Here is a 19,213-nt window from a genome sequence, read left to right on the forward strand (position 1 = left end):
TCGCGGGCGATTACTCGATCGGCTTGTCCAGCATCAGCTCGCTGACGAAGCGCACCGGCGGCGCGCCGTAGGACAACACCTGGTCGTGGTAGGCCTTCGCGTTGAACTTCGCCCCCTGCTTGGCTTCCCACGCCTTGCGCAGGTCGAAGTGTTCCGAGGCGCCGACGAAGTAGGTCGGCAACTGCGCGGACGTCAATTGCGCGCGCACCCACTTGCCCGCCGCTTCGCGTTCCTGCTGGAAGGTCTGGCGGATCATCAGGTCCATCGCCTGCTCGCGCGACCAGTTCTCGACGTGCACGCCCTGGTCGAGGATCGCGTTGCCGATGGTGCGCAGGTAGAACTTCAGCTGCACCAGGCGGAAGAGGGGATCGTTATTCATGTAGCCCGCGTCGGCCATCATGTCTTCGGTGTAGACGGCCCAGCCCTCGGCGAACAGGCCCGAGCGCAGCACGCCGCGCAGCAGATCCTTGTTTTCGCCCGAATGCGCGCCTTCCAGGTAATGCCCCGGCATCGCTTCGTGGATCGACAGCAGGTGGATCATGCGGCTGTTGTATTCGCGCAGGAACGAATCGACCTGCGCAGCCGTCCAGTCGTCGGGGATCGGCGAGATCGCGTAATACGTGTCGAGGCCCTTGTCGAGCGGGCCCGGCGAGTCGCAATACGCGACCGACACGCCGCGCTGGAATTCCGGCATCAGGATGACCTTGACCGGTGCATCGGGCACGGTGACCAGTTGCTTCTCGCGCGTGAACTTCGTCGCGTCGGCCACCGCCTGCTTGGCGAAGGCGACCACGTCCTCGCGCTTGGGGCGATCGGCGTAGGCGAGTTCGAGCGCGGCTTCGATGGCCTTCTGCTGTTGATCGTCGGTCGGCGCTTCCGGCAGCGCGGGCGCGTTGGGTTTGTCCTTCAGCACGGTGCGCGCGATGCCGTACATCTGTCCGCGCACGCGCTTGAGTTCGGATTCCGCGCGCTGCTTGATCTCCGCGCGCGAGAGCGAGGACATCAGTGCGAACTGCAACTTCTGGTCGTACAGCTTTTCGCCGATGCGGAAGTCGCCCTTCGCGTTGGGCACCAGGATGGCGTCGAGCCACTTCTGCTGATCGGCGACGGCCTTGCGCAACCCGACGATGGCGGCGTCCAGGCGCTTGCGGTCTTCGCCCTGCAGCTGGCCGGCGGCGGGCACGATGAACTGATCGACGAGGTCGACGACACCCGCGTTCTGCTTCGCCACGGTTTCGGCGTGGATCTTCGGCACGCGCGCCGGGTCGAGGTTCTCGCGCATCTGCGCGAACAACGCCGGCAGCTTCTCCATGCGCGCGGTCGCCGACTTCAGGCGCTCGGGCATCGGCGCGAAGTCGCGCGCCATCAGGTTGTACAGCGCGCCACCGGCGAGGTTGTTGTATAGCTGCGGATCCCAGGCCCAGGCTTGCAGCGTGTCGAGCGTGAAGATGTCGCCGCGCACCTGGTTCTTCAGCAACAACAAGTCGACTTGCATGTCACGCGAGAGCGCCTTCTGGTCGATCGCGTCCAGTTCGCCGAGCAGTTTCTTGTTGAAGTCCAGTTGCGCCTGGCGGCCGGCGGCCGAGTAATCGTCGAGCGTCGCATCGAAGCGGTGGTCGCCGATCTGCGTGGCGCTCACCGGGTTCAGGCGCATCCATTCGTCGAGCCAGCGCTTGGAGAGCGCATGGAACTTCGCGTCGGCCTGTTCGGTGGAGGCCGCCGTTGCGGCGTTGCCGTCCGCCGGTGCGGTGGGCGCCTGGCCCTGGCAGGCGGCGAGGGTGGCGGAAAGGACGGCAGCGGCGATCAGGCTGTGGCGCATGGAGAAGGGCCGGCAGGAGGGAGGGCCCGAGCATAAAGGCCCGCGCGCCCGTGCGCATCGGCTGCTAGGCTGGCCGCAAACTCGGGGAGCCTTCCATGCGTGCATTGCTGGCCGTCGTCCTGTTGTTCGGTGTGTGCATCGCGCCGGCGCGCGCCGACTGTCCTCCTGAAGGCAAGACACGCGAGCAGCTCGAGGCGCTCAAGGTCCTGAAGTGGACCGTGCCCGATGCGGCCGAACGACAGGCGCTTGCCGAAGGCCTGGTCGATTGCCTCGGCGAGGCCGATCCGGCCTTGCGCGACGGCATCGCATACGAAGCGCTCGCGCATTGGATGCGTGCGGGCGAGATCGACGAAGCCGGGTTGCGTGCGCTGCGCGATCGTTTGTATGCCGGGCTGCAGGGCGATGATGCCGATGGCTTCCGCCGACCCTTCGACGCCCTGGTGTTGTCGGAAGTCGCGCGCACCGATCGCATCAAGCCGTGGATGACGCCGGAAGAACGCGGCGCGATGGTGGAAGCCGCGTCGCGTTTCCTCGAATCGGTGAGCGACTATCGTGGGTTCGACGACAAGGAAGGCTGGCGGCACGGCGTCGCGCACGGCAGCGATTGGCTGATGCAGCTCGCGCTGAATCCGGCGCTCGATCGCGGCCAACTCGACAGGATGCTCGCGGCCATCGCGACGCAGGTAGTGCCTACTTCCTCGCACGCGTACATCTATGGCGAACCGGGGCGCCTCGCGCGGCCGGTGATGTTCATCGCCAAGCGCGAGCTGCATACGGCCGCCGAGTGGGAAGCGTGGTTCGTCGCGCTGGCGGGCCGGCTCGGCGACTCGAAAGAGTTCAACGACAACGGATGGCTGCTGCGCCGACACGACCTGCTGGCCTTCCTGACGTCCCTGTATCTCGAAACCGATCGCAGCGACGACCCGCAACTGCAGGCGCTCGAAGCACCGGTCGTCGCGGGCTTGAAAGCGATACCGTAACGCGAGGGACGAATCGCGCGCTTCGCAAGACGCTAGCGCGTTGAGGGAGTGATGCGGCCTCCGCACGATGTGTGCACCTTACACATCGTCACGGAGAGATCGATGAAGCGGATCCTGATTTTGTTTGTGGTGGCCCTCGCGATTTGGCCTGTGCTTTCGGCGCAGGCGCAGCAGATGTGCTTCCAGGATCGCCGTGTAGCGGAGGTCAAGATCGGTTACGTCGACATCTGGGGCTTGGGGCCCGATGGCGGCGACGCGATCTATTTCAAGATCGACAACGGTAACCAATATTCACTGAACAGGTCTTACAACCTGGACTGGCCCCGCGGCCAGGCCATGTACAAATTGCTGATGACGGCGATGGCGGGTGGCTACAGGGTGCGCGCCTACGACCACAACTACCCCTATTGCGACGACATCGACGAACTGCACATCTACCGCTGATACGAACGACGGATCCCGCCGCCATGTCCCGTATTCTTTCGAAGATGCTGGCGGCTTGCCTGCTGCTCTCCGCATTCGGCGTCCTCGCACAACCGATCACGCGCGTCTATCGCGCGGACTCGCGGCCACCGCACGAGATCTTCGACACGGGCTTCCAGGGCCGTGGCGCGAACATGGATCTGCTCGCCCACACGCTGGGCGGGTCGTGCGAGGAAACCGATCCCGCGCGCGCCAGCACCTGGGTCAGCACGAGCGCCAGACGCGAGACTGCCACCGGATTCGCGATGGGCCACCTGGAAGGCATCCCCGGGAGCGGCCCGCAGCACGCGATGTACATCTACACGATCCGCGCCGACCACACCTACGTCGACGTGCGTGGGGTCATGCGTCGCGTCGTGGCCGCCGGCCATGCGGGGCAACAAGGCTATGACGCGGCGCAGGCACGGACGCTCGAACATTTGCTGTACACCACCGTGATCGGCGGCGAGGAAGAAGTCGTCGCGCATCACGTGGCGCCCGCGAACATCTTCAGTGCGGAAAGGGTGTTCTTCGATGCGAGCGACGATTTCATCGAAGAGCCGGCTGTCTTCAACACCCGGTACCGGCCGCTCGACACCGAGGCCAGCGATGTCGTCGCCGACCTGCAGGTCTTCGTTCCCGCGGCGTCGATTCGCGTGGGCTACGACAGCGGCAGCGACTCCGACAGCAATAGCTCCTGCTCGATGACCTGCGATGGCGCGGGAGTCCAGTCGCGCAGCCAGCACGCAGCCGCGTCCCCTTCCGCGCAATCAAAGGTGCGTCGCGGGTTCACGCCATTGCTCATCGACATCATCAACGACTGAGGAATTGCGCGATGCAACGGTGTATTTTCCTCCGCTCGTTCCTGGCGCTGGTGCTATTCACGACAGCGTTGCAGGCAGCCGCACAGATCAACCCAGGCTTCGACCCCGCGACGCCGATCCGGGTTGTGTACCGTGTTGATTTCACATCGCCGTACGACGCGTTCACGGATGGCTTCACTCCGCGCGGCACGGTGGGAGACCTGCTCTCACTGACATCCGGCGCGCCGTGCAACAACGCGCCCACACCGCAAGCCCCGGCCTTCGTGGCCATGACGACCGATCGCGCGCAGGCGCTCCGGTTCGCGCGCAGGCACCTCGCAAGCTTGCCGCCGGGCGCGCGCGGGAATCCCGTCTATCTTTACTCCATTCGCGCCGATGCCGACTTCATCAGCGTTCCCGGCGCCTTCTTCAGCGCGATCGACGCTGGGCGCGGGGCGCGCGCCGGTTACACGCCGGAGCATGCGAACGCGCTGGAGTACCTGCTTTACACCCGACCGATCCTCGGCGAACGGGGCGTCGTCGCCCCGCGCGTGCGCGGACGCAACATCTCGATGGCCTCGCCACTGCGGTTGGAGGACGGCGTGTTGGTCGAGGATGGCGCGCCTACCGTCAACTTCGGTTACGTCAACGATCCTTCGACGGCTGCGATCAACATCGTGTCCGATTGGAATCTGCCGGCGCTGTTGCCGCACGCCGCGATCCTGTCGAGCGAAGCCGGGGCGTCGGGCAGCTGCGCCCTGTCCTGCGATCGCGCGACGTCGGCGAGCAGTTTTTCGCTCTCCGACGAGATGGACTACGCGGCGGTCTGCGGCGCGAGCGACGCGATGACGCCGCTGTTGTTCGACATCATCAACGACTGAGGAATTGCGTTTGCAACTGTCTTTGGCTCTCCGGCCGCTCCTGGCCGTGCTTTTCTGCGCGACGGCGATGCCTGCCACGGCGCAGATCAATCCCGGCTTCGATCCCTCGACGCCGATCCGCATCGTGTACCGCGTCCAGGGGACCTCGTCGGCGAGCGTATTCGCATCGGGGTTCCGTGCACGCGGCGCCAACGAAAACCTCCTTGCGCTGACGGCGGGTGATTCGTGCGTCAGTACGTCTCCGATCAGCGGGACCGCGTGGGTGGGCATGACCGCCGACCGCGCGCAAGCGGTGCGCTTCGCGCAGCGACACCTCGAAAATCGACGCTCGACGGCGCGCCAAGCCGTCTACGTCTACGCCGTCCGCGCCGATGCATCATTCATCAGCGTGCCGGGCGCCTTCTACAGCGCGATCGACGCCGGCCGCGAGCACCGTGCCGGTTACGCGCCCGAACATGCGAACGCGCTCGAGTATCTGCTGTACACGCGTCCGATCCTCGGCGAACAGGCGGTCGTCGCCGCACGGGTGCATCCGATAAGCATCATCAGCGGGACCCCGTTCTGGCTCGACAGCGGCGCGTTCGTCGAAGGCACTACCATTCCCAACGGAAGTTACGTCGCTGCCGATACGGCCGCGTTGAGCGTCGTGCCCGATCACCGCCTTCCGAGTCTTTTGCCACCGTTCGCAATCCTGTCGAGCGAAGCCGGCGCCTCGGGCAGTTGCGCGATGTCCTGCGACCGCAACAACTCGGCGAGCAGTTTCTCCGGCGAAGACGACATCGACTACGCCACGCAATGCAGCGCCAGCGACGCGATCGCGCCGCTGCTGTTCGACATCATCAACGACTGAGGAATCGTGCGATGCAAGTGTCCTCGGTCTTCCGTTCGTTACTGGCGCTCCTGGTGTGCGCGATGGCGTTGCCGGCCGCCGCGCAGATCAACCCCGGCTTCGATCCGTCCACCCAGATCCGCATCGTGTACCGGGTTCACACGACAACGCCCGCGATTGCGTTCGGCGCGGGGTTCAACTCGCGCGGCAGCAACGAAAGCCTCCTGACGCTGACGTCCGGTGCGCCCTGCACCAGTACCGCCCAGGTCATCGGGGTCGCGTGGGTGAGCACGACGGCCGATCGCGAACAGGCGCTGCGGTTCGCGCAGCGCCACCTCGAACATCGGCGCTCCACGCAGATACGCGCCGTCCACATCTACGCCATTCGCGCCGACCCGTCGTTCATCAGCGTGCCGGGGGCCTTTTACAGCGCCATCGACGCCGGGCGCGAGAACCGGGCAGGCTATGCACCGGAACATGCCAACGCACTGGAGTATCTGCTGTACACGCGGCCGATCCTCGGCGAACAGGCGGTCGTTTCAAGCCGGGTGCTTCCGACGAGCATCATCAGCGCGACGTCGGTGTGGCTCGAGAACGGCGCGCTCGTCGAGGGCGCCGCCGCTGCCAACGGAAGTTACATCCATGCCGATACGATCGCGTCGAGTTTCGTGCCCGATCAATACCTGCACAATCTGTTGCCGCCGGATGCAATCCTCTCGAGCGAAGCCGGCGCCTCGGGCAGTTGCGCGATGTCCTGCGACCGCGCCACGTCGGCGAGCAGTTTCTCGGGCGAGGACGAAATCGACTACGCGACGCAATGCAGCGCGAGCGACGCGATCGCGCCGCTGCTGTTCGACATCATCAACGACTGAAGCTCAGTCTTCGTCCTCGTCGAATTCGGCGAGGACATCCAGGTCGAAGGCCAGCGCCTCCACCGTCTCGCGGACCTTGCGCGCGGTCGAGTCGTTCGGCGCTTCGATCTCGACTTCGTGGACGTCCGCGCCGCTGCGCAGGTCGCTCAGCCCGGCCGAACTGGAGTCGGCGTCGTCCATGTGCGGCATCAGGTCCGCCACTTCCTCGACATGCTCGATGCCATCGAGGCTTTGCAGCAGGTTGATGATCGCGCGCGCGTCGTCTTCGCTGCCGGTGACACGCAGTCGCATGGTAGGCATCGCTGGCCTCTGGGGCAGTGGGGGACTGCCGATGAGGCTAGGGAGCCGGAAGCTAAAAACGCGTGACGACCGGCCTGCGAAAGCGGGCTACTTCGGCGCACGCACCGGCAGGGGCACGTTGCACAGATCGATGTGGCCGGCGGGGCGCTTGTACCACTCGTCCTTCCGGTTGCGGCGCGATTCGACCAGGGTCGTGAAGGTCTTGCTGTCGGTGCGCAACAGCTCGAGCTTCGTGCGCTCCGCTTCGGGCACCTGGCTGGCGAGCTTCACCGATGCGATGGGCACGTACTGCTTCGGGTCTTCGTAGAAGCCCAGCGGCCCGGTGCCGCGCGGAAGCACGCTCAGCAACTCGATGCCCTGGACCACGCGGCCCACGAGGGTGATGTTGCGATCGAGCATGCGCGGCGACTGGCCGGTCACCGCGTACAGGGACGTGCCGTCGCTGCTGTCGGCGGCCACGTCGCGCCCGGCACCGACCATGCCATAGCAATGCGCGAGCCACGCCTTGCCTGCTGCCGGGTCGCGCGCGGCGGGAAACCCTTCGGAGAACCCGACCTGCGGCGCCCAACCGTCGCTGTCGGCCAGGCGGTCGAAGGAGAGGCCGGTCGCGCTGCGTTCGAACTCGGCCGGCAACTTGGGCTTGGCGGTCCCGCGCTTGCGCTGCTTCGCCGCGTCTTCTTCGGGGTCGCCCCATTGCGCGACGTAGTTGTCCTGCGAACGAATGACGAACAGGCCGTCCCAGTAACCTTCCTTCGCGAGCGTGCGGATGTTGGCGACGTGTTCGGGCGCGAAGGTCGGCGCGAGTTCGATGATCACGCGGCCGGCGGGCAACTGCATGTACAGCGTGCGATCCGGATCCAGCGTGCGCCAGTCGGACTTCGGCGAGGCGTCGAGGATCTCCTGCATCGAGGGCACCTTCGCCGGTGCATCGGCGGCGTGCGCGGCCGCGCAGGCGAGTGCGAGCGACAGGGACAGGGCCAGCGAGCTGACGTGCAAGCGCATGCGGAACTCCGGCGTAAGTGTTCGCCGGAGTCTGCGGCTATTGCTGCAGTTCCCGCAACACGACCGAGGGCGGCACGTCGACCACGCGCCGCGTGGCGGCCAGCCCCGTGACCAGGGCCGCGACCAGGCCGATGCCGCCGCCGGCCGCGGCCAGCGCCCAATTGGGTTCCCACGGCAGCCCGAAGACGCGCTCGGACAGCACGCCGGCGAGCACCGACGCGGCGATCGCCGCCACCAGCCCCGACAGCAACCCGATGGCCGCGAACTCCGAGGCCTGCGCCAGGCGCAATTGCCTGCGGCTGCCGCCGAGCACGCGCATCACGCCGCCTTCGAGCAGGCGCTCGTCCTGGCTGGCGCTGATCGCAGCGAGCAACACGAGGATGCCGGCCGCGAGCGAAAACCAGAACACCACCTGCACGACCACCGAGACCTGGTCGGCGGTGGCGCGCACCTGCGCGAGCGTGGCTTCGATGTCGATGACGGTGAGGTTCGGAAAACGCTCGACGAGCTGCGCGGTGAAGCGCGGCTGCGATTTGGGCACGCTCACGGCGGTGATCCAACTCGCCGGATAGCCGTCGAGTGCGCCGGGCGAAACGAGCACGAAGAAGTTCGGCCGGAAACTGTCCCAACTGACTTCGCGGAAACTCGTGATCCTTGCGGAAAAGGGTTGGCCGGCGATGTCGAAGGTGACGTGGTCGCCGAGTCGCCATCCCAGCGAATCGGCGAAGTTCTGTTCGACCGACAACTCCGGCGACTTCGGAACGCGATCGCCCCAGAACGTGCCGGCCGACAGGCGATTGTCGTCGCGCAGTGCGCTGCCGAAGGAGAGATTGAACTCGCGTTCGACGCGGCGTTGCATGTCGGGTTTGTCGGGGTAGTCCTTCGCGCTCACCGCCTTGCCGTTCCGATCCAGCAGGCGCGCGCGCACCATCGGATACAGCGTCGGCGCGGCGAGCCCGCTGGAGGTGACGAACTCGCGCACCGGCGCGAGCTGGTCCTGCTGCACGTTGAGGATGAAGCGGTTCGGCGCGTTTTCGGCGAGCGAAAGTTGCCAGCGATCGAGCAGGTCGGTGCGCACGAAGGTCAGCAACAACAAGGCCATCAAGCCAAGGCCCAGCGCCGAAACCTGCGCGACCGCCGTGCCCGCGCGGCGCCCCACGTTCGCAAGCCCGTAGCGCAGGCTGCCGCGCAGGCGCGTGCGCACCTTGCGCACGATGAAGATCATCGCCCAGGCGAGCAAGGCCAGCACCAGCAAGGTGCCCGCGATCCCGCCGAGCATCGCGATGGCGAGCGTCGGCGATTCGGCTTTCCACCACAGCAGCGCCGCAAGACCGGTGAACGCGGCCACGCCCACGATCCACGCACTCGGTTCTGTCGGATCCAGATCGCGGCGCAACACGCGCAGCGCCGGGACGCGTCGCAATGCCAGCACCGGTGGCGCACCGAAGGCGATCAACACGATCATCCCCACGGCGTAACCCTGCAAGGCCGGCAACCACCCGGCTGGCGGGATCGCAATGGCGAGGACGCGCGCGAGCCATTCGCCGACCGCCCATTGCAATGCGAACGCGATCGCGACGCCGACGGTGCACGCAATCAACCCCAGCCACGTCAATTCGCCCAGGTGCACGGCGACCAGCGTGCGCTGTTGCGCGCCCAGGCAACGCATGACAGCGCTGCCGTCGAGATGCCGTGCGCTGTGCCGGCGCGCGGCCATCGCCACGGCGATCGACGCGAGGATGACCGACACCAGCGCCGCCAACCCGAGGAAGCGCCCCGCGCGATCCAGTGCAGAACGCATCTCCGGCCGCGCGTCTTCGATCGTTTCGATGCGCTGGCCGCGGTCGCGATGCGTGCGCGCCGTTTCGAGGAAGCGCGCCACCGAAGGCCCGTCTCCCGCGACAACGAGGCGATAGCCGAGGCGACTGCCTTCCTGCACCAGGCCGGTCTTCGGGAGGTCGGCGAGGTGGATCGCCACGCGCGGTGCGGTGTTGAAGTAGTCGAACGCGGCGTCGGGTTCCTGCGCGACGAGTGCGGCGATGCGGAAGTGCGCATCGCCGATGGTGAGTGCATCGCCGACCTTGGCATCGAGCGTCTGCGCACCGGCGACGGTCATCCACGCCGTGCCGGGCGCGGGACCGCCGCGCGCGTCGCGTTCCGGGCCACCGATGCGGTCGACGAGCCGGAACGTGCCGCGCAAGGGGAACTGCGAATCCAGCGCGCGCAACTCGCCGAGCTGCAGGCGCTCGCCCACGCGCACCATGCTGCGCAATTCGACGGTTTGTGCGTGCTGCAACCCCGGCGCTTGCGCCGCAGCGCGCACCGCACCGGTGATCGGCGCATCCGAACGCACGACGGCATCGCCGCCGAGCAAACGGTTCGCTTCCTGCGCCAGTGCGCGGCCCGCGCGATCGGTGACGAAGCCCACCGAGGTGATCGCGACCACCGCCAGGATGAGCGCGACGAAGAGGATGCGCACGTCGCCGGAGGCGAAATCGCGGCGCAGTTGTCGCCACGCCAGCACGAGCGGATTCATGCGATGCGGCGCCCGCTGTCGAGCCGGATCTGGTGGCGGCAGCGCGACGCGAGGTGTTCGTCGTGCGTCACCAGCACCAGCGTGGTGCCCGCATCGGCGTTGAGCGCGAACAGCAGGTCGATGATCGCCTGGCCGGTGTGCGTGTCGAGATTGCCCGTGGGTTCGTCGGCGAACAGCAGCGCCGGTTGCGTGACGAATGCGCGCGCGAGTGCGACGCGCTGTTGCTCGCCGCCGGAGAGTTGCCGCGGGTAATGCCCGAGGCGCGCGGACAGGCCGACTTTTTCGAGGATGCGCCGCGCGGGGGCCTGCGCATCGGCATCGCCGCGCAGTTCCAGCGGCAGCATCACGTTTTCCAGCGCCGTCAGCGTGGGCAGCAACTGGAAGGCCTGGAACACGAAGCCGACCTTTTCGCCGCGCACGCGCGCGCGGCCGTCCTCGTCGAGCGTCGAGAGCGATTGGCCGTCCAGGTGCACGCTGCCCGAACTGGGCGTGTCGAGCCCCGCGAGCAGCGACAACAGCGTGCTCTTGCCCGAACCCGATGCACCGACGATCGCGACCGCATCGCCGCGTTCGACCGTGAAGGACACGTCCTCCAGGATCGTCAGCGCGCCGTCGGGCAGCGGGACGGTCTTGCCGAGGCCACGGACATCGAGCGCAACGGGGGAGGTGGGGGCATGCATGCGGCTTTCAGCGCGCAGTCCAACGGAATCGGCCATGCTGGGTGCGAACCATGCGAAGGAGCGGGGGATGTTCAAAGCTTATGCGGCAGCCATCGGCGTGAATCAATGGGCCATCGGTCCCTCGCGCAGCTTCGCCCGCATGTTCGCGACGTTGGCCCTGTGCCTGGGCGTGTTCGCGCCGCTGCATGCCGCCGCGCCCGCGAAGACGTCGGCGACGGCACAGCGCGCGGTCCTGGTGATGGGCGATTCGCTGTCGGCCGCCTATGGCCTGGCGGCGTCGCAAGGGTGGGTGGCGTTGACCGCCGGCCGCATCGCGAAGGAAAAGCCCGCCTGGCGCGTGGTGAACGCGAGCATCAGCGGCGAAACCACCGCCGGTGGCGCGGCGCGCATCGACGGCGAACTCAAGCGCGTGCAACCCAGGCTCGTCGTCATCGCGCTCGGGGCCAACGACGGGCTGCGTGGGCTGCCGCTGGCGCAGACTCGGGTCAACCTCGAACGCATGATCAAGGCATCGAAGACCGCCGGCGCGCAGGTGCTGCTGGTGGGCATGCGCATGCCGCCGAACTACGGCCGCGAATACACGCAAGGATTCGAAGGCAACTACACCGCGCTCGCCAAGCAGTACGCCGTACCGCTCGTCCCCTTCTTGCTGGAACCCATCGCCGGCGACCGCGCGAATTTCCAGGACGACAACCTCCACCCGGTGGCGAGCGCACAACCCAAGCTGCGGGACCACGTGTGGAAGACCCTGGGGCCGATGCTGAAGTAGTCCCCCGGGGTGGGTGACTAGTGGCACATTCACTAGATCGAACTGCGCACTAGTCTGCGCTTCAACCTAGTGACCACCGGCCAGCGATGGACACCCCCGACCGTGATGCCCTCGACCAAGCCCTGCGCAAGTTCCAGCGCGAGCTGAGCGCGGGCACCGTTTCGCTCGCCCTGCTGGCCGTGCTCGCCACCGCGCCGGGGCCGATGTACGGCTACCAGATCGCCAAGACCCTCGAACGCAGCGGGGAGGGCGTGCTCAGCGGCAAGCAGAGCGCGTTGTACCCGGTGCTGCGCAATCTCGAGAACGCCGGCTTCCTCGCCAGCCATGTCGAGCCCTCGGTGGCCGGCCCGCCGCGCCGCTATTACGCGATCACGCCCACCGGCCGCACCGCGCTTTCCGAATGGACCGCCGCCTGGCGCGCCACCCGTACTTCCGTCGACTCCGTCCTCGAAGGACTCTTGCCATGAACGCGTTCGACTCCAGCGCACGCCTGCCGCATTCCATCCCCGAATATCTCGAGCAGTTGCGCGAAGCGCTCGCCGGGTCCGACCCCGCGCTGGTGCAGGACGCGCTGTACGACGCCGAGGAATACCTGCGCTCGGAACTCGCCGAAAACCCCGGCATGCCCGAGGCCGACATCATCGCGTCGGTCGCCGGCAGCTACGGTGCGCCGCACGAGGTCGCCGACATCTACCGCGACACCGAAGTGCGCGTGCAGACCGCACTGCGCCAGCCGCGCCCGGCGCCGCGGGAATCGGCGCTCGGCAAGTTCTTCGGCGTGGCCGCCGATCCGCGCACCTACGGCGCGTTGTTCTATTCGGTCCTCGCGCTGGCGACCGGCATCTTCTACTTCACGTGGGTCGTCGTCGGGCTGTCGCTTTCGGCGGGCCTGTCGATCCTGATCATCGGCATTCCCGTTGCGATCCTGTTCCTCGGCTCGGTGCGCGTGCTCTCGCTGGTCGAAGGCCGCATCGTCGAAACCATGCTCGGCGAACGCATGCCGCGCCGCCCGCTGTATTCGGCGCGCGGGAAGGGCTGGATCGACCGCATCAACGACATGTTCTCCGATCCGCGCACGTGGTCGACACTGCTTTACATGGTCGCGATGCTGCCGCTCGGGATCCTGTACTTCACCCTGATGGTGACCTTGCTGACGGTGGCGGTGTCGCTCGTGCTCGCGCCCCTGGCGTTCGGTTTCGGCGCGTTCGACAACTGGTACATCAACCACCTGGACCTGACTTACACGCTGGGCTGGTGGCAATACCCGATCGTGTTCGTCACCGGCATCGCGCTGCTCTTCGGCACGCTGCACCTGGCGCGCGGCATCGGCAAGATGCACGGCCTGCTCGCCAAGCACCTGCTGGTGAAAAGCGCGCAGTACGCGTGATCGCCGGCTTCAGAAGGGCTTGGCGAGCACCAGGTACACGATGCCGATCAACAGGAACACCGGCACTTCGTTGAACCAGCGCAACGCGGTCGGGGAGGGCAGCGGCTTGCCCTTCGCCACGCCCTTGAGCCAACGCCCCGCCAACGAGTAGTGCAGCAGCATCAGCGCGACGAGGGTGAGTTTCGCGTGCAGCCAGCCGCCGGCCATGTGGAAGTGCAGCCACAAGGTCAGGCCCAGCACGAAGGCCAGGCCGAACATCACGTGCCCGAAGCGGTACAGGCGCCGGCCCATCAACAGCAGGCGCTCGCGCACGGCGGGCGCGTCCCCGGCTTCGGCGATGTTCACCAGGATGCGCGGCAGGTAGAACACGCCGCCCATCCAGGCCATGACGAAAACCAGGTGGGCGGTCTTCGTCACGTTGTACATGAGCAGATCGTGGGTCATGGGCGTTAGCATCGCGGGATGGAAAAGAATTACGACCAAGCATACTTCGATCGCTGGTACCGCCGGGGCGGCATCGGCGATCGGGCCCGTCTCGCACGCAAGGTGGCAATGGCTGTCGCGGCCGCCGAATACCACCTCGAGCGCCCGATCCGCACCGTGCTCGACATCGGCGCGGGCGAAGCCGTCTGGCGCGCACCGTTGCTGAAGCTGCGGCCCGGCCTGCGCTATCTCGCCTTCGATTCGAGCGACTACGCGGTGCGTCGCTACGGCCGCAGCCGCAACCTGCACATGGCGCGCTTCGGCGACTTCGAACACCTGCGGCCCTGCGCGCCGGCCGACTTGCTGGTCTGCAGCGACGTGCTGCACTACCTGCCCACGCGCGAACTCGATCGCGGCCTGCAAGGCCTGGCGGACCTGTGCGGCGGCGTCGCGTTCCTGGAAACCTTCGCGCGCGAAGACCACGCGGTGGGCGACGAGCACGACTTCCAGGATCGGCCGGCGTCGTTCTACCGCAAACGCTTCGACGCGCTGGGTTTCGCCCAGGTGGGGTCGCACCTGTGGTTGTCGCCGTCGCTCAAAGAACGCGCGACGGCGCTGGAGATCGGCTAGCGCCGGCGCTTATCGCGCAGGCTTGAAGTCCGCCGGCTTCGGCAGTTCCACCGGGACGCCATCGGCATTGCAGGTGTTCGCCGCGCACAGGCGTTCGCGCAATGCGGGCGTGGCCTGCACGAGGAAGTGGAACAACACGTTTTCCTCGACGCTGCCGCGCACTGCGTCGGCGCCCGGGCCTTTCGCCCACACGCCGACATCGTCGCCGCCGTGCGTTTCCGCGCCGAGCGGCACCAGCGCCTGCTGCAGGTAATCGACCGCTTCGGTGTCGACATCGTCCAGGTCCGGCCGCGGCGCACCGGCTTTCGGCGCGCCCGGGCCATTGGCGTAGCCCAGCGTCGTGTAGGGCTGGCCGAGTTTGTCGACGGCGTATTCGCTGCCCGCCGAATCCTCGCCGCTGATGCCGCGGACCTTGTCGAGGATCGGATTGCCGCGCTTGGGGTAACCCGCGAAATATAGCGTGTGCGCGTGGTCGGCCGTGACCAGGATCAGCGTGTCGTCGTCGCTGGTGTTTTCGTCGGCGGCGCGCACGGCGTCGGAGAACGCGATGGTTTCTTCGAGCGCGCGGCGCGCGTTGCCGTCGTGGTGCGCGTGGTCGATGCGCCCGCCTTCGACGAGCAGCACGTAGCCCTTCGCATTGTGTTGCAGGTGCGCGATCGCCGCGCGCGTCATGTCCGCGAGCGTCGGCTCCGGCCCGCCGACCTTGCGATCGGCCGTGTACGCCAGATGCTGCGGCGCGAACAAGCCGAGCACGCGCGGTGCATCGCCGGCTTGCGCCAATTGCGTCGAATCCACGACATAGGTGCCGTCGGGATACTTCGCCTTCCATTCGTCGACCAGGTTGCGGCCGTCCTTGCGCATGCCTTTCAGCGCGGGATCGAGCGCATCGGGCAGCGTGTTCGGCGTGAACTTCGCGCGGCCGCCGGCGAGTGCGATGTCGATACCGTCGCCGAAATCGAAGTCGACGAATTGCGCGGCGAGGTCGCGACACCCCGCGGCCGCCTTCGCCGCCGGAAGATAGCTGTCGTCTTCCCAATTGCGATCGGGCCCGTGTGCGAAGACCGAGGCCGGCGTGGCGTGCGTGAGCCGCGTGGTCGTGACCACGCCGGTCGACAGCCCCGCCGACTCACCCAGTTCGACGATGCTCAACAGCGTGTTGTCCTTCACCGCGGCGCAATCGCCGCGTGCGTTGCCCGGCCCGATGCCGATGACGCCCAGGCGCGTCTTCACGCCGGTGGCGATGGCCGTCATCGTGCCGGCCGAATCGGGCGTCTGGTAGTCGGTGTTGTAAGTGCGGCTGAGCGCGGTGTTCGGGAATTCCTCGAACGACAGCAGCGTTTCCTCACCGGGGTTGCCCGCGCGCTGGCCCGCCAGGATGCGGGCGGCGGCCACCGTCGGCAGGCTCATGCCGTCGCCGAGGAAAATGATCACGTTGCGCGCATGGCCCCGCATCGCACCGTTGCCGGCCGCGCGCGCGGCGCCGGCGCGATACCACCAGGCGGCCGTTTCGCCGTCGGGATGGCGGACCTGCGGGACGTCGATGGCGTGCGGCACGGCCACGGCCGGTGGCGTGCCGGGCGTGCTGGCGCAGGCGGTGAGGAGCGCGGCGAGGGCGAGGGGCGATAGGCGCATGGGGCGAGCGGCGATGAGGGAAGGCGATGATACGGAACGCCGGTGTTCCGCCCATGCTCTCGCGACCGGGACGGCCGCTCGGCTATGGTCGGCGTTCGACTTTTTCGTGGATGGTGCAATGGCACTGGTTGCAGGCTGGTTGCGGATTCCCTTCTGGCAGCGCGTGCTCGCCGGCTTCGTGCTCGGCGCGCTCGCCGGTTGGCTGCTGGGGCCCGCGGCCGAGCGGTGGTTCCAACCGCTGGGCGATATCTACGTCAACCTGATCAAGATGATCGCGATCCCGCTGGTGTTGTTCGCGGTGATCAACGCGGTCGGCGCATTGCACGGGCAGAAGTCGATCGCCGCGCTCGCGGGGCGCACCTTCGCGTGGTTCGCGATCACCGCCGTGCTCGCGGTGGCCGTGGGCCTGGCGGTGGGCTGGATCGTGCAGCCGGGCGTCGGCGTCGGCGCACTGGCGATCGCATCGGATTACACGCCGAAAGACGTGCCCGGCCCGCTCGACGTGTTGCTCAACATCGTGCCGCAGAATCCCTTCCGCGCATTGTCGGCCACCGCCGCGGGCAAGACGGCCGACGGCACCAGCGTCATCGTGCCGAGCAATTCCACGATCCTGCAGGTGATCTTCTTCGCGGGCCTGATCGGCTTCGCGTTCGTGAAGCTCGGCGAGAAGGCGACGAACCTGCGCCTGCTCGCGCGCGAAGCGAACGACACGATGATCCAGGTCACGCGCTTCGTGCTGGAGTTCACGCCGCTGGGCACCTTCGGCCTGATCGCGGGCCTGGTCGGCGCCTACGGTTTCGAGAAGCTGCTGCCGCTGGGGAATTTCGTCATCGCGCTGTTCATCGCGTGCATCGTGCAGATCGTGGTCGTCTACGGCGCCCTGCTGCTCCTGCACGGGCTCAACCCGCTGAAGTTCTTCCGCGGCGCGGCGCCCGCGATGCAGGTGGGCTTCATCGCTTCCAGCAGTTTCGCGGCGATGCCCGTTTCACTGCGCGCGGTCGAACACAACCACGGCGTCGACAAGGATTACGCGGCCTTCGCCGTGCCGCTCGGCGCAAGCATCAAGATGGACGGCTGCGGCGCGATCTATCCGGCGCTGGCGGCGGTGTTCATCGCGCAGTATTCGGGCATCGAGTTGCACGCGGGCACGTACGTGACGATCGCGCTGGCGTCGGTGCTCGGCAGCTTCGGCACGGCGGGCGTGCCCGGAACGGCCGTGATCATGGCGACGGTGGTGTTGAGCGCCGCGGGCTTGCCGCTGGAGGCGATCGGCTATCTGTACGCGATCGACCGGGTGCTGGACATGATGCGCACGATGACCAACGTCACCGGCCAGATGTTGGTGCCGGTGTTGGTGGCGAAGGAAACGGGCTTGCTCGACCGCACGGTGTACGAGGCGGCGTCGAGCAATGTCGGGGTGGAGCATGCGGTTCGGGAGCCGACATGAGTGACATCGTTCTCGTCGAGCGGTTTCCTGATGTCGACGATTACCTGCGCGTGCGCGCGGCGGCGGGGATGCATGCGAAGTCGCGCGATGCGGCGGAGCGTGCGTTGCCGAATACGTTGTACGGGGTGCGGTTGGAGCGCGACGGCGAAGTCGTCGGGATGGGGCGGGTGATCGGGGACAACGGGTGTTTCTTCACCGTGGTGGATATCGCGATCGTTCCGGAGTTGCAGGGGCAAGGGTTGGGGCGGCGGGTGATGGCTGCGCTCGATGCCTGGTTGTTGGGGAATGTGCCGCCGTCGGCTTATGTCACTTTGGTGGCCGATGGGGATGCCAAGTATCTCTATGCGAAGTTCGGGTTCGTTGAAAGCGCGCCTGTTGCGGTGAACATGGAGTATGTGATGGAGGCTGGGGGGCTTAAGAGCTACCGGCATCTGGGGTTGTAGGGAACGCCCGCTTCAGGATCATTGGCGCGCCGCCCGAACGTGTGAAGTTCCAAATTTTTTTGGGAAAAAAATTTGAAACTCCCCACGCTGGGGCATCACCATCAGGGTCGCTTCGATCAGGGCGCTTTCGCTCGAGCGTTAATTCTTGAGTGCGAAGCAAGCTTCGCACTAGCCGATCATTGAGAGCGAAGCGAAGCGCGGCCCTTCGCTTTTTGACGAAAACGATCGGCTCCCTGCAAAGCTTGCTTTGCAGCCCCCAGTGACGGCTCGGGCGAAAACCCCTTGATCGAAGCGACCCGCAAGGTCATGCCGCAGCGTGGAGAGTTTCAAATTTTTTTCCCAAAAAAATTTGGAACTCTCCACGTTCCCGGCGGCGCGCCAATCGGTTCCAGGCGCGCTCTACCACGAATCCTCAGCGAGTCGCAGAACGCTGCTTCGCAACCTCGGCATCGAACTTAGCCTCAGCCCCATCCGCATACTCGACACAAGACATGGGCGAGGGATGCGGATGCGCGGCATCCGCCGGCGCCCACCCGCTCGCATCCGCATGCGGCGTCAACAAGACATCGCACGGCAACCCACGCACGACATCGAACGTGTGCTTGTACGTCTCCACGATCCGCGGAAACCGCGCATTCCCGATCAACTTGTAACCAGGCGCACTGAGACTGTCGACGTACGCGATCCGCAGCGGCTTGCCGTCCTTCGTGTCCGTCCACGTCCAACTCGTGCTGCCCGGCGTGTGCCCCGGCGTAAAATGCCCGGTGAGGCGCATGGCGCCCAACTCGACGACTTCCTCGTCCTGCAGATAACGATCGACCTGCGCAGGCGGGAAGGTGATGCCGTCGCCGAAATGGATGTCGTCGGTGCCGCCCCTGGCGAGCATCGCCGCGGATTCGGCGTTGGCGACGACGCGCGCGCCGGTCGCGCGCCGCAGCGCGGCCACCGGGCCGGCGTGGTCGGCGTGCGCGTGCGAGACCAGCAGCCAGCGCAACTGATTCGGTGCGACGCCGACCTTGCGCATGTTGGCGAGCAACATCTCGGCGGCCTGCGGCATGCCGCCGTCGATCAGCAGCGCGCCCTCGGGCGTCACGACCAGGATCGCGCTGATCGATTCGGTGCCGATGTACCAGGTGTGGTCCGCCAATTGCAGCGGTGCGATCGGCTGTCGCCAGGCATCGGGCACTTCGTACGCGCCCGACTGCGGCAAGGGCTTCTCGCGCGGCGGGGCGTCGGCGGCGAAGGACGACAGCGTCGAAAACGACAGCAGGGCGACGGCGATGCGCGTCGCGCGAAACAGAGTCTGCATGGAGATGGG

Annotated in this window: 20 protein-coding genes; 12 read left to right on the plus strand and 8 right to left on the minus strand. The window is 66.9% G+C overall.

What is annotated here, in order from left to right; genetic code table 11:
* Positions 1-10: 10 nt before the first annotated feature.
* The gene (locus tag AB4059_RS11825; RefSeq protein ID WP_498979171.1) at positions 11-1,819 is read right to left on the minus strand and encodes a DUF885 domain-containing protein; all 1,809 of its coding nucleotides are present in this window, start codon (positions 1,817-1,819) and stop codon (positions 11-13) included.
* A gap of 95 nt (positions 1,820-1,914) precedes the next feature.
* Between AB4059_RS11825 and AB4059_RS11830 the strand changes: the two genes are divergently transcribed.
* The 6 genes from AB4059_RS11830 to AB4059_RS11855 all read left to right on the plus strand — a co-directional run bounded on the left by AB4059_RS11830 (position 1,915) and on the right by AB4059_RS11855 (position 6,646).
* Complete coding sequence (locus tag AB4059_RS11830) at positions 1,915-2,799, plus strand: DUF2785 domain-containing protein (protein WP_498979172.1); 885 nt, start codon at positions 1,915-1,917, stop codon at positions 2,797-2,799.
* Positions 2,800-2,901: 102 nt separating this feature from the next.
* A complete protein-coding gene (locus AB4059_RS11835) occupies positions 2,902-3,243 on the plus strand; it encodes a hypothetical protein (protein ID WP_498979173.1) in 342 nt (113 codons plus the stop codon).
* A gap of 23 nt (positions 3,244-3,266) precedes the next feature.
* Positions 3,267-4,085, plus strand: a complete 819-nt coding sequence (locus AB4059_RS11840; RefSeq protein ID WP_498979174.1) for a hypothetical protein — start codon at positions 3,267-3,269, stop codon at positions 4,083-4,085.
* An 11-nt stretch (positions 4,086-4,096) separates the two neighbouring features.
* On the plus strand, positions 4,097-4,945 hold the full coding sequence (locus AB4059_RS11845; protein ID WP_498979175.1) for a hypothetical protein: 849 nt from the start codon (positions 4,097-4,099) through the stop codon (positions 4,943-4,945).
* 67 nt (positions 4,946-5,012) lie between these two features.
* On the plus strand, positions 5,013-5,795 hold the full coding sequence (locus AB4059_RS11850) for a hypothetical protein (RefSeq protein ID WP_498979176.1): 783 nt from the start codon (positions 5,013-5,015) through the stop codon (positions 5,793-5,795).
* 11 nt (positions 5,796-5,806) lie between these two features.
* On the plus strand, positions 5,807-6,646 hold the full coding sequence (locus AB4059_RS11855; RefSeq protein ID WP_498979178.1) for a hypothetical protein: 840 nt from the start codon (positions 5,807-5,809) through the stop codon (positions 6,644-6,646).
* 3 nt (positions 6,647-6,649) lie between these two features.
* Here the strand turns inward: AB4059_RS11855 and AB4059_RS11860 are convergent, their stop codons facing one another.
* From AB4059_RS11860 to AB4059_RS11875, 4 genes are all read right to left on the minus strand, one after another.
* On the minus strand, positions 6,650-6,946 hold the full coding sequence (locus AB4059_RS11860; RefSeq protein WP_498964338.1) for a hypothetical protein: 297 nt from the start codon (positions 6,944-6,946) through the stop codon (positions 6,650-6,652).
* Between the two features lie 87 nt (positions 6,947-7,033).
* Positions 7,034-7,948: a peptidylprolyl isomerase gene (locus AB4059_RS11865; RefSeq protein ID WP_498979179.1), complete on the minus strand. Its 915-nt coding sequence runs from the start codon at positions 7,946-7,948 to the stop codon at positions 7,034-7,036.
* A 37-nt stretch (positions 7,949-7,985) separates the two neighbouring features.
* Positions 7,986-10,484 (minus strand): ABC transporter permease, encoded by a 2,499-nt coding sequence (locus tag AB4059_RS11870; protein ID WP_498979180.1) that lies wholly within the window; start codon positions 10,482-10,484, stop codon positions 7,986-7,988.
* Positions 10,481-11,164, minus strand: coding sequence for an ABC transporter ATP-binding protein (locus tag AB4059_RS11875; protein ID WP_498979181.1), 684 nt, complete (start codon positions 11,162-11,164; stop codon positions 10,481-10,483). The genes AB4059_RS11870 and AB4059_RS11875 overlap by 4 nt, the downstream gene beginning before the upstream one ends.
* A gap of 67 nt (positions 11,165-11,231) precedes the next feature.
* Between AB4059_RS11875 and AB4059_RS11880 the strand changes: the two genes are divergently transcribed.
* The 3 genes from AB4059_RS11880 (at position 11,232) to AB4059_RS11890 (ending at position 13,320) form a co-directional block, all read left to right on the plus strand.
* Positions 11,232-11,933: an arylesterase gene (locus AB4059_RS11880; RefSeq protein WP_498979182.1), complete on the plus strand. Its 702-nt coding sequence runs from the start codon at positions 11,232-11,234 to the stop codon at positions 11,931-11,933.
* A gap of 86 nt (positions 11,934-12,019) precedes the next feature.
* Entirely contained in the window at positions 12,020-12,400 is a 381-nt protein-coding gene (locus AB4059_RS11885; protein WP_498979184.1) for a PadR family transcriptional regulator, read from the plus strand.
* Positions 12,397-13,320 carry a sensor domain-containing protein gene (locus AB4059_RS11890; protein ID WP_498979186.1) on the plus strand — a complete coding sequence of 308 codons (924 nt, stop codon included), beginning with the start codon at positions 12,397-12,399 and terminating at the stop codon, positions 13,318-13,320. The genes AB4059_RS11885 and AB4059_RS11890 overlap by 4 nt, the downstream gene beginning before the upstream one ends.
* 9 nt (positions 13,321-13,329) lie before the next feature.
* On the opposite strand, the gene AB4059_RS11895 is transcribed toward AB4059_RS11890, so the two are convergent.
* Positions 13,330-13,764: a CopD family protein gene (locus tag AB4059_RS11895; RefSeq protein WP_498979188.1), complete on the minus strand. Its 435-nt coding sequence runs from the start codon at positions 13,762-13,764 to the stop codon at positions 13,330-13,332.
* 18 nt (positions 13,765-13,782) lie between these two features.
* Between AB4059_RS11895 and AB4059_RS11900 the strand changes: the two genes are divergently transcribed.
* Complete coding sequence (locus AB4059_RS11900) at positions 13,783-14,373, plus strand: methyltransferase (protein WP_498979189.1); 591 nt, start codon at positions 13,783-13,785, stop codon at positions 14,371-14,373.
* A gap of 9 nt (positions 14,374-14,382) precedes the next feature.
* On the opposite strand, the gene AB4059_RS11905 is transcribed toward AB4059_RS11900, so the two are convergent.
* On the minus strand, positions 14,383-16,005 hold the full coding sequence (locus AB4059_RS11905) for an alkaline phosphatase (RefSeq protein WP_498979190.1): 1,623 nt from the start codon (positions 16,003-16,005) through the stop codon (positions 14,383-14,385).
* Positions 16,006-16,123: 118 nt separating this feature from the next.
* Between AB4059_RS11905 and AB4059_RS11910 the strand changes: the two genes are divergently transcribed.
* Positions 16,124-17,452 carry a dicarboxylate/amino acid:cation symporter gene (locus tag AB4059_RS11910; protein WP_498979191.1) on the plus strand — a complete coding sequence of 443 codons (1,329 nt, stop codon included), beginning with the start codon at positions 16,124-16,126 and terminating at the stop codon, positions 17,450-17,452.
* Positions 17,449-17,895 carry a GNAT family N-acetyltransferase gene (locus AB4059_RS11915; RefSeq protein ID WP_498979192.1) on the plus strand — a complete coding sequence of 149 codons (447 nt, stop codon included), beginning with the start codon at positions 17,449-17,451 and terminating at the stop codon, positions 17,893-17,895. The genes AB4059_RS11910 and AB4059_RS11915 overlap by 4 nt, the downstream gene beginning before the upstream one ends.
* Before the next feature lie 412 nt (positions 17,896-18,307).
* Here AB4059_RS11915 and bla read toward each other — a convergent pair whose 3' ends face one another.
* Complete coding sequence (gene bla / locus AB4059_RS11920; protein WP_498979193.1) at positions 18,308-19,204, minus strand: subclass B3 metallo-beta-lactamase; 897 nt, start codon at positions 19,202-19,204, stop codon at positions 18,308-18,310.
* Positions 19,205-19,213: the final 9 nt, after the last annotated feature.

The sequence above is a fragment of the Lysobacter sp. 2RAF19 genome, from assembly GCF_052115395.1.
Lineage (GTDB): Bacteria > Pseudomonadota > Gammaproteobacteria > Xanthomonadales > Xanthomonadaceae > Noviluteimonas.

What these genes read in the sequence shown, in the direction of transcription:
- AB4059_RS11825 (WP_498979171.1), bottom strand. Translation starts at nt 1,819, where the DNA reads ATGCGCCACAGCCTGATCGCCGCTGCCGTCCTTTCCGCCACCCTCGCC.
- AB4059_RS11830 (WP_498979172.1), top strand. Translation starts at nt 1,915, where the DNA reads ATGCGTGCATTGCTGGCCGTCGTCCTGTTGTTCGGTGTGTGCATCGCG.
- AB4059_RS11835 (WP_498979173.1), top strand. Translation starts at nt 2,902, where the DNA reads ATGAAGCGGATCCTGATTTTGTTTGTGGTGGCCCTCGCGATTTGGCCT.
- AB4059_RS11840 (WP_498979174.1), top strand. Translation starts at nt 3,267, where the DNA reads ATGTCCCGTATTCTTTCGAAGATGCTGGCGGCTTGCCTGCTGCTCTCC.
- AB4059_RS11845 (WP_498979175.1), top strand. Translation starts at nt 4,097, where the DNA reads ATGCAACGGTGTATTTTCCTCCGCTCGTTCCTGGCGCTGGTGCTATTC.
- AB4059_RS11850 (WP_498979176.1), top strand. Translation starts at nt 5,013, where the DNA reads ATGCCTGCCACGGCGCAGATCAATCCCGGCTTCGATCCCTCGACGCCG.
- AB4059_RS11855 (WP_498979178.1), top strand. Translation starts at nt 5,807, where the DNA reads ATGCAAGTGTCCTCGGTCTTCCGTTCGTTACTGGCGCTCCTGGTGTGC.
- AB4059_RS11860 (WP_498964338.1), bottom strand. Translation starts at nt 6,946, where the DNA reads ATGCCTACCATGCGACTGCGTGTCACCGGCAGCGAAGACGACGCGCGC.
- AB4059_RS11865 (WP_498979179.1), bottom strand. Translation starts at nt 7,948, where the DNA reads ATGCGCTTGCACGTCAGCTCGCTGGCCCTGTCCCTGTCGCTCGCACTC.
- AB4059_RS11870 (WP_498979180.1), bottom strand. Translation starts at nt 10,484, where the DNA reads ATGAATCCGCTCGTGCTGGCGTGGCGACAACTGCGCCGCGATTTCGCC.
- AB4059_RS11875 (WP_498979181.1), bottom strand. Translation starts at nt 11,164, where the DNA reads ATGCATGCCCCCACCTCCCCCGTTGCGCTCGATGTCCGTGGCCTCGGC.
- AB4059_RS11880 (WP_498979182.1), top strand. Translation starts at nt 11,232, where the DNA reads ATGTTCAAAGCTTATGCGGCAGCCATCGGCGTGAATCAATGGGCCATC.
- AB4059_RS11885 (WP_498979184.1), top strand. Translation starts at nt 12,020, where the DNA reads ATGGACACCCCCGACCGTGATGCCCTCGACCAAGCCCTGCGCAAGTTC.
- AB4059_RS11890 (WP_498979186.1), top strand. Translation starts at nt 12,397, where the DNA reads ATGAACGCGTTCGACTCCAGCGCACGCCTGCCGCATTCCATCCCCGAA.
- AB4059_RS11895 (WP_498979188.1), bottom strand. Translation starts at nt 13,764, where the DNA reads ATGACCCACGATCTGCTCATGTACAACGTGACGAAGACCGCCCACCTG.
- AB4059_RS11900 (WP_498979189.1), top strand. Translation starts at nt 13,783, where the DNA reads ATGGAAAAGAATTACGACCAAGCATACTTCGATCGCTGGTACCGCCGG.
- AB4059_RS11905 (WP_498979190.1), bottom strand. Translation starts at nt 16,005, where the DNA reads ATGCGCCTATCGCCCCTCGCCCTCGCCGCGCTCCTCACCGCCTGCGCC.
- AB4059_RS11910 (WP_498979191.1), top strand. Translation starts at nt 16,124, where the DNA reads ATGGCACTGGTTGCAGGCTGGTTGCGGATTCCCTTCTGGCAGCGCGTG.
- AB4059_RS11915 (WP_498979192.1), top strand. Translation starts at nt 17,449, where the DNA reads ATGAGTGACATCGTTCTCGTCGAGCGGTTTCCTGATGTCGACGATTAC.
- bla (WP_498979193.1), bottom strand. Translation starts at nt 19,204, where the DNA reads ATGCAGACTCTGTTTCGCGCGACGCGCATCGCCGTCGCCCTGCTGTCG.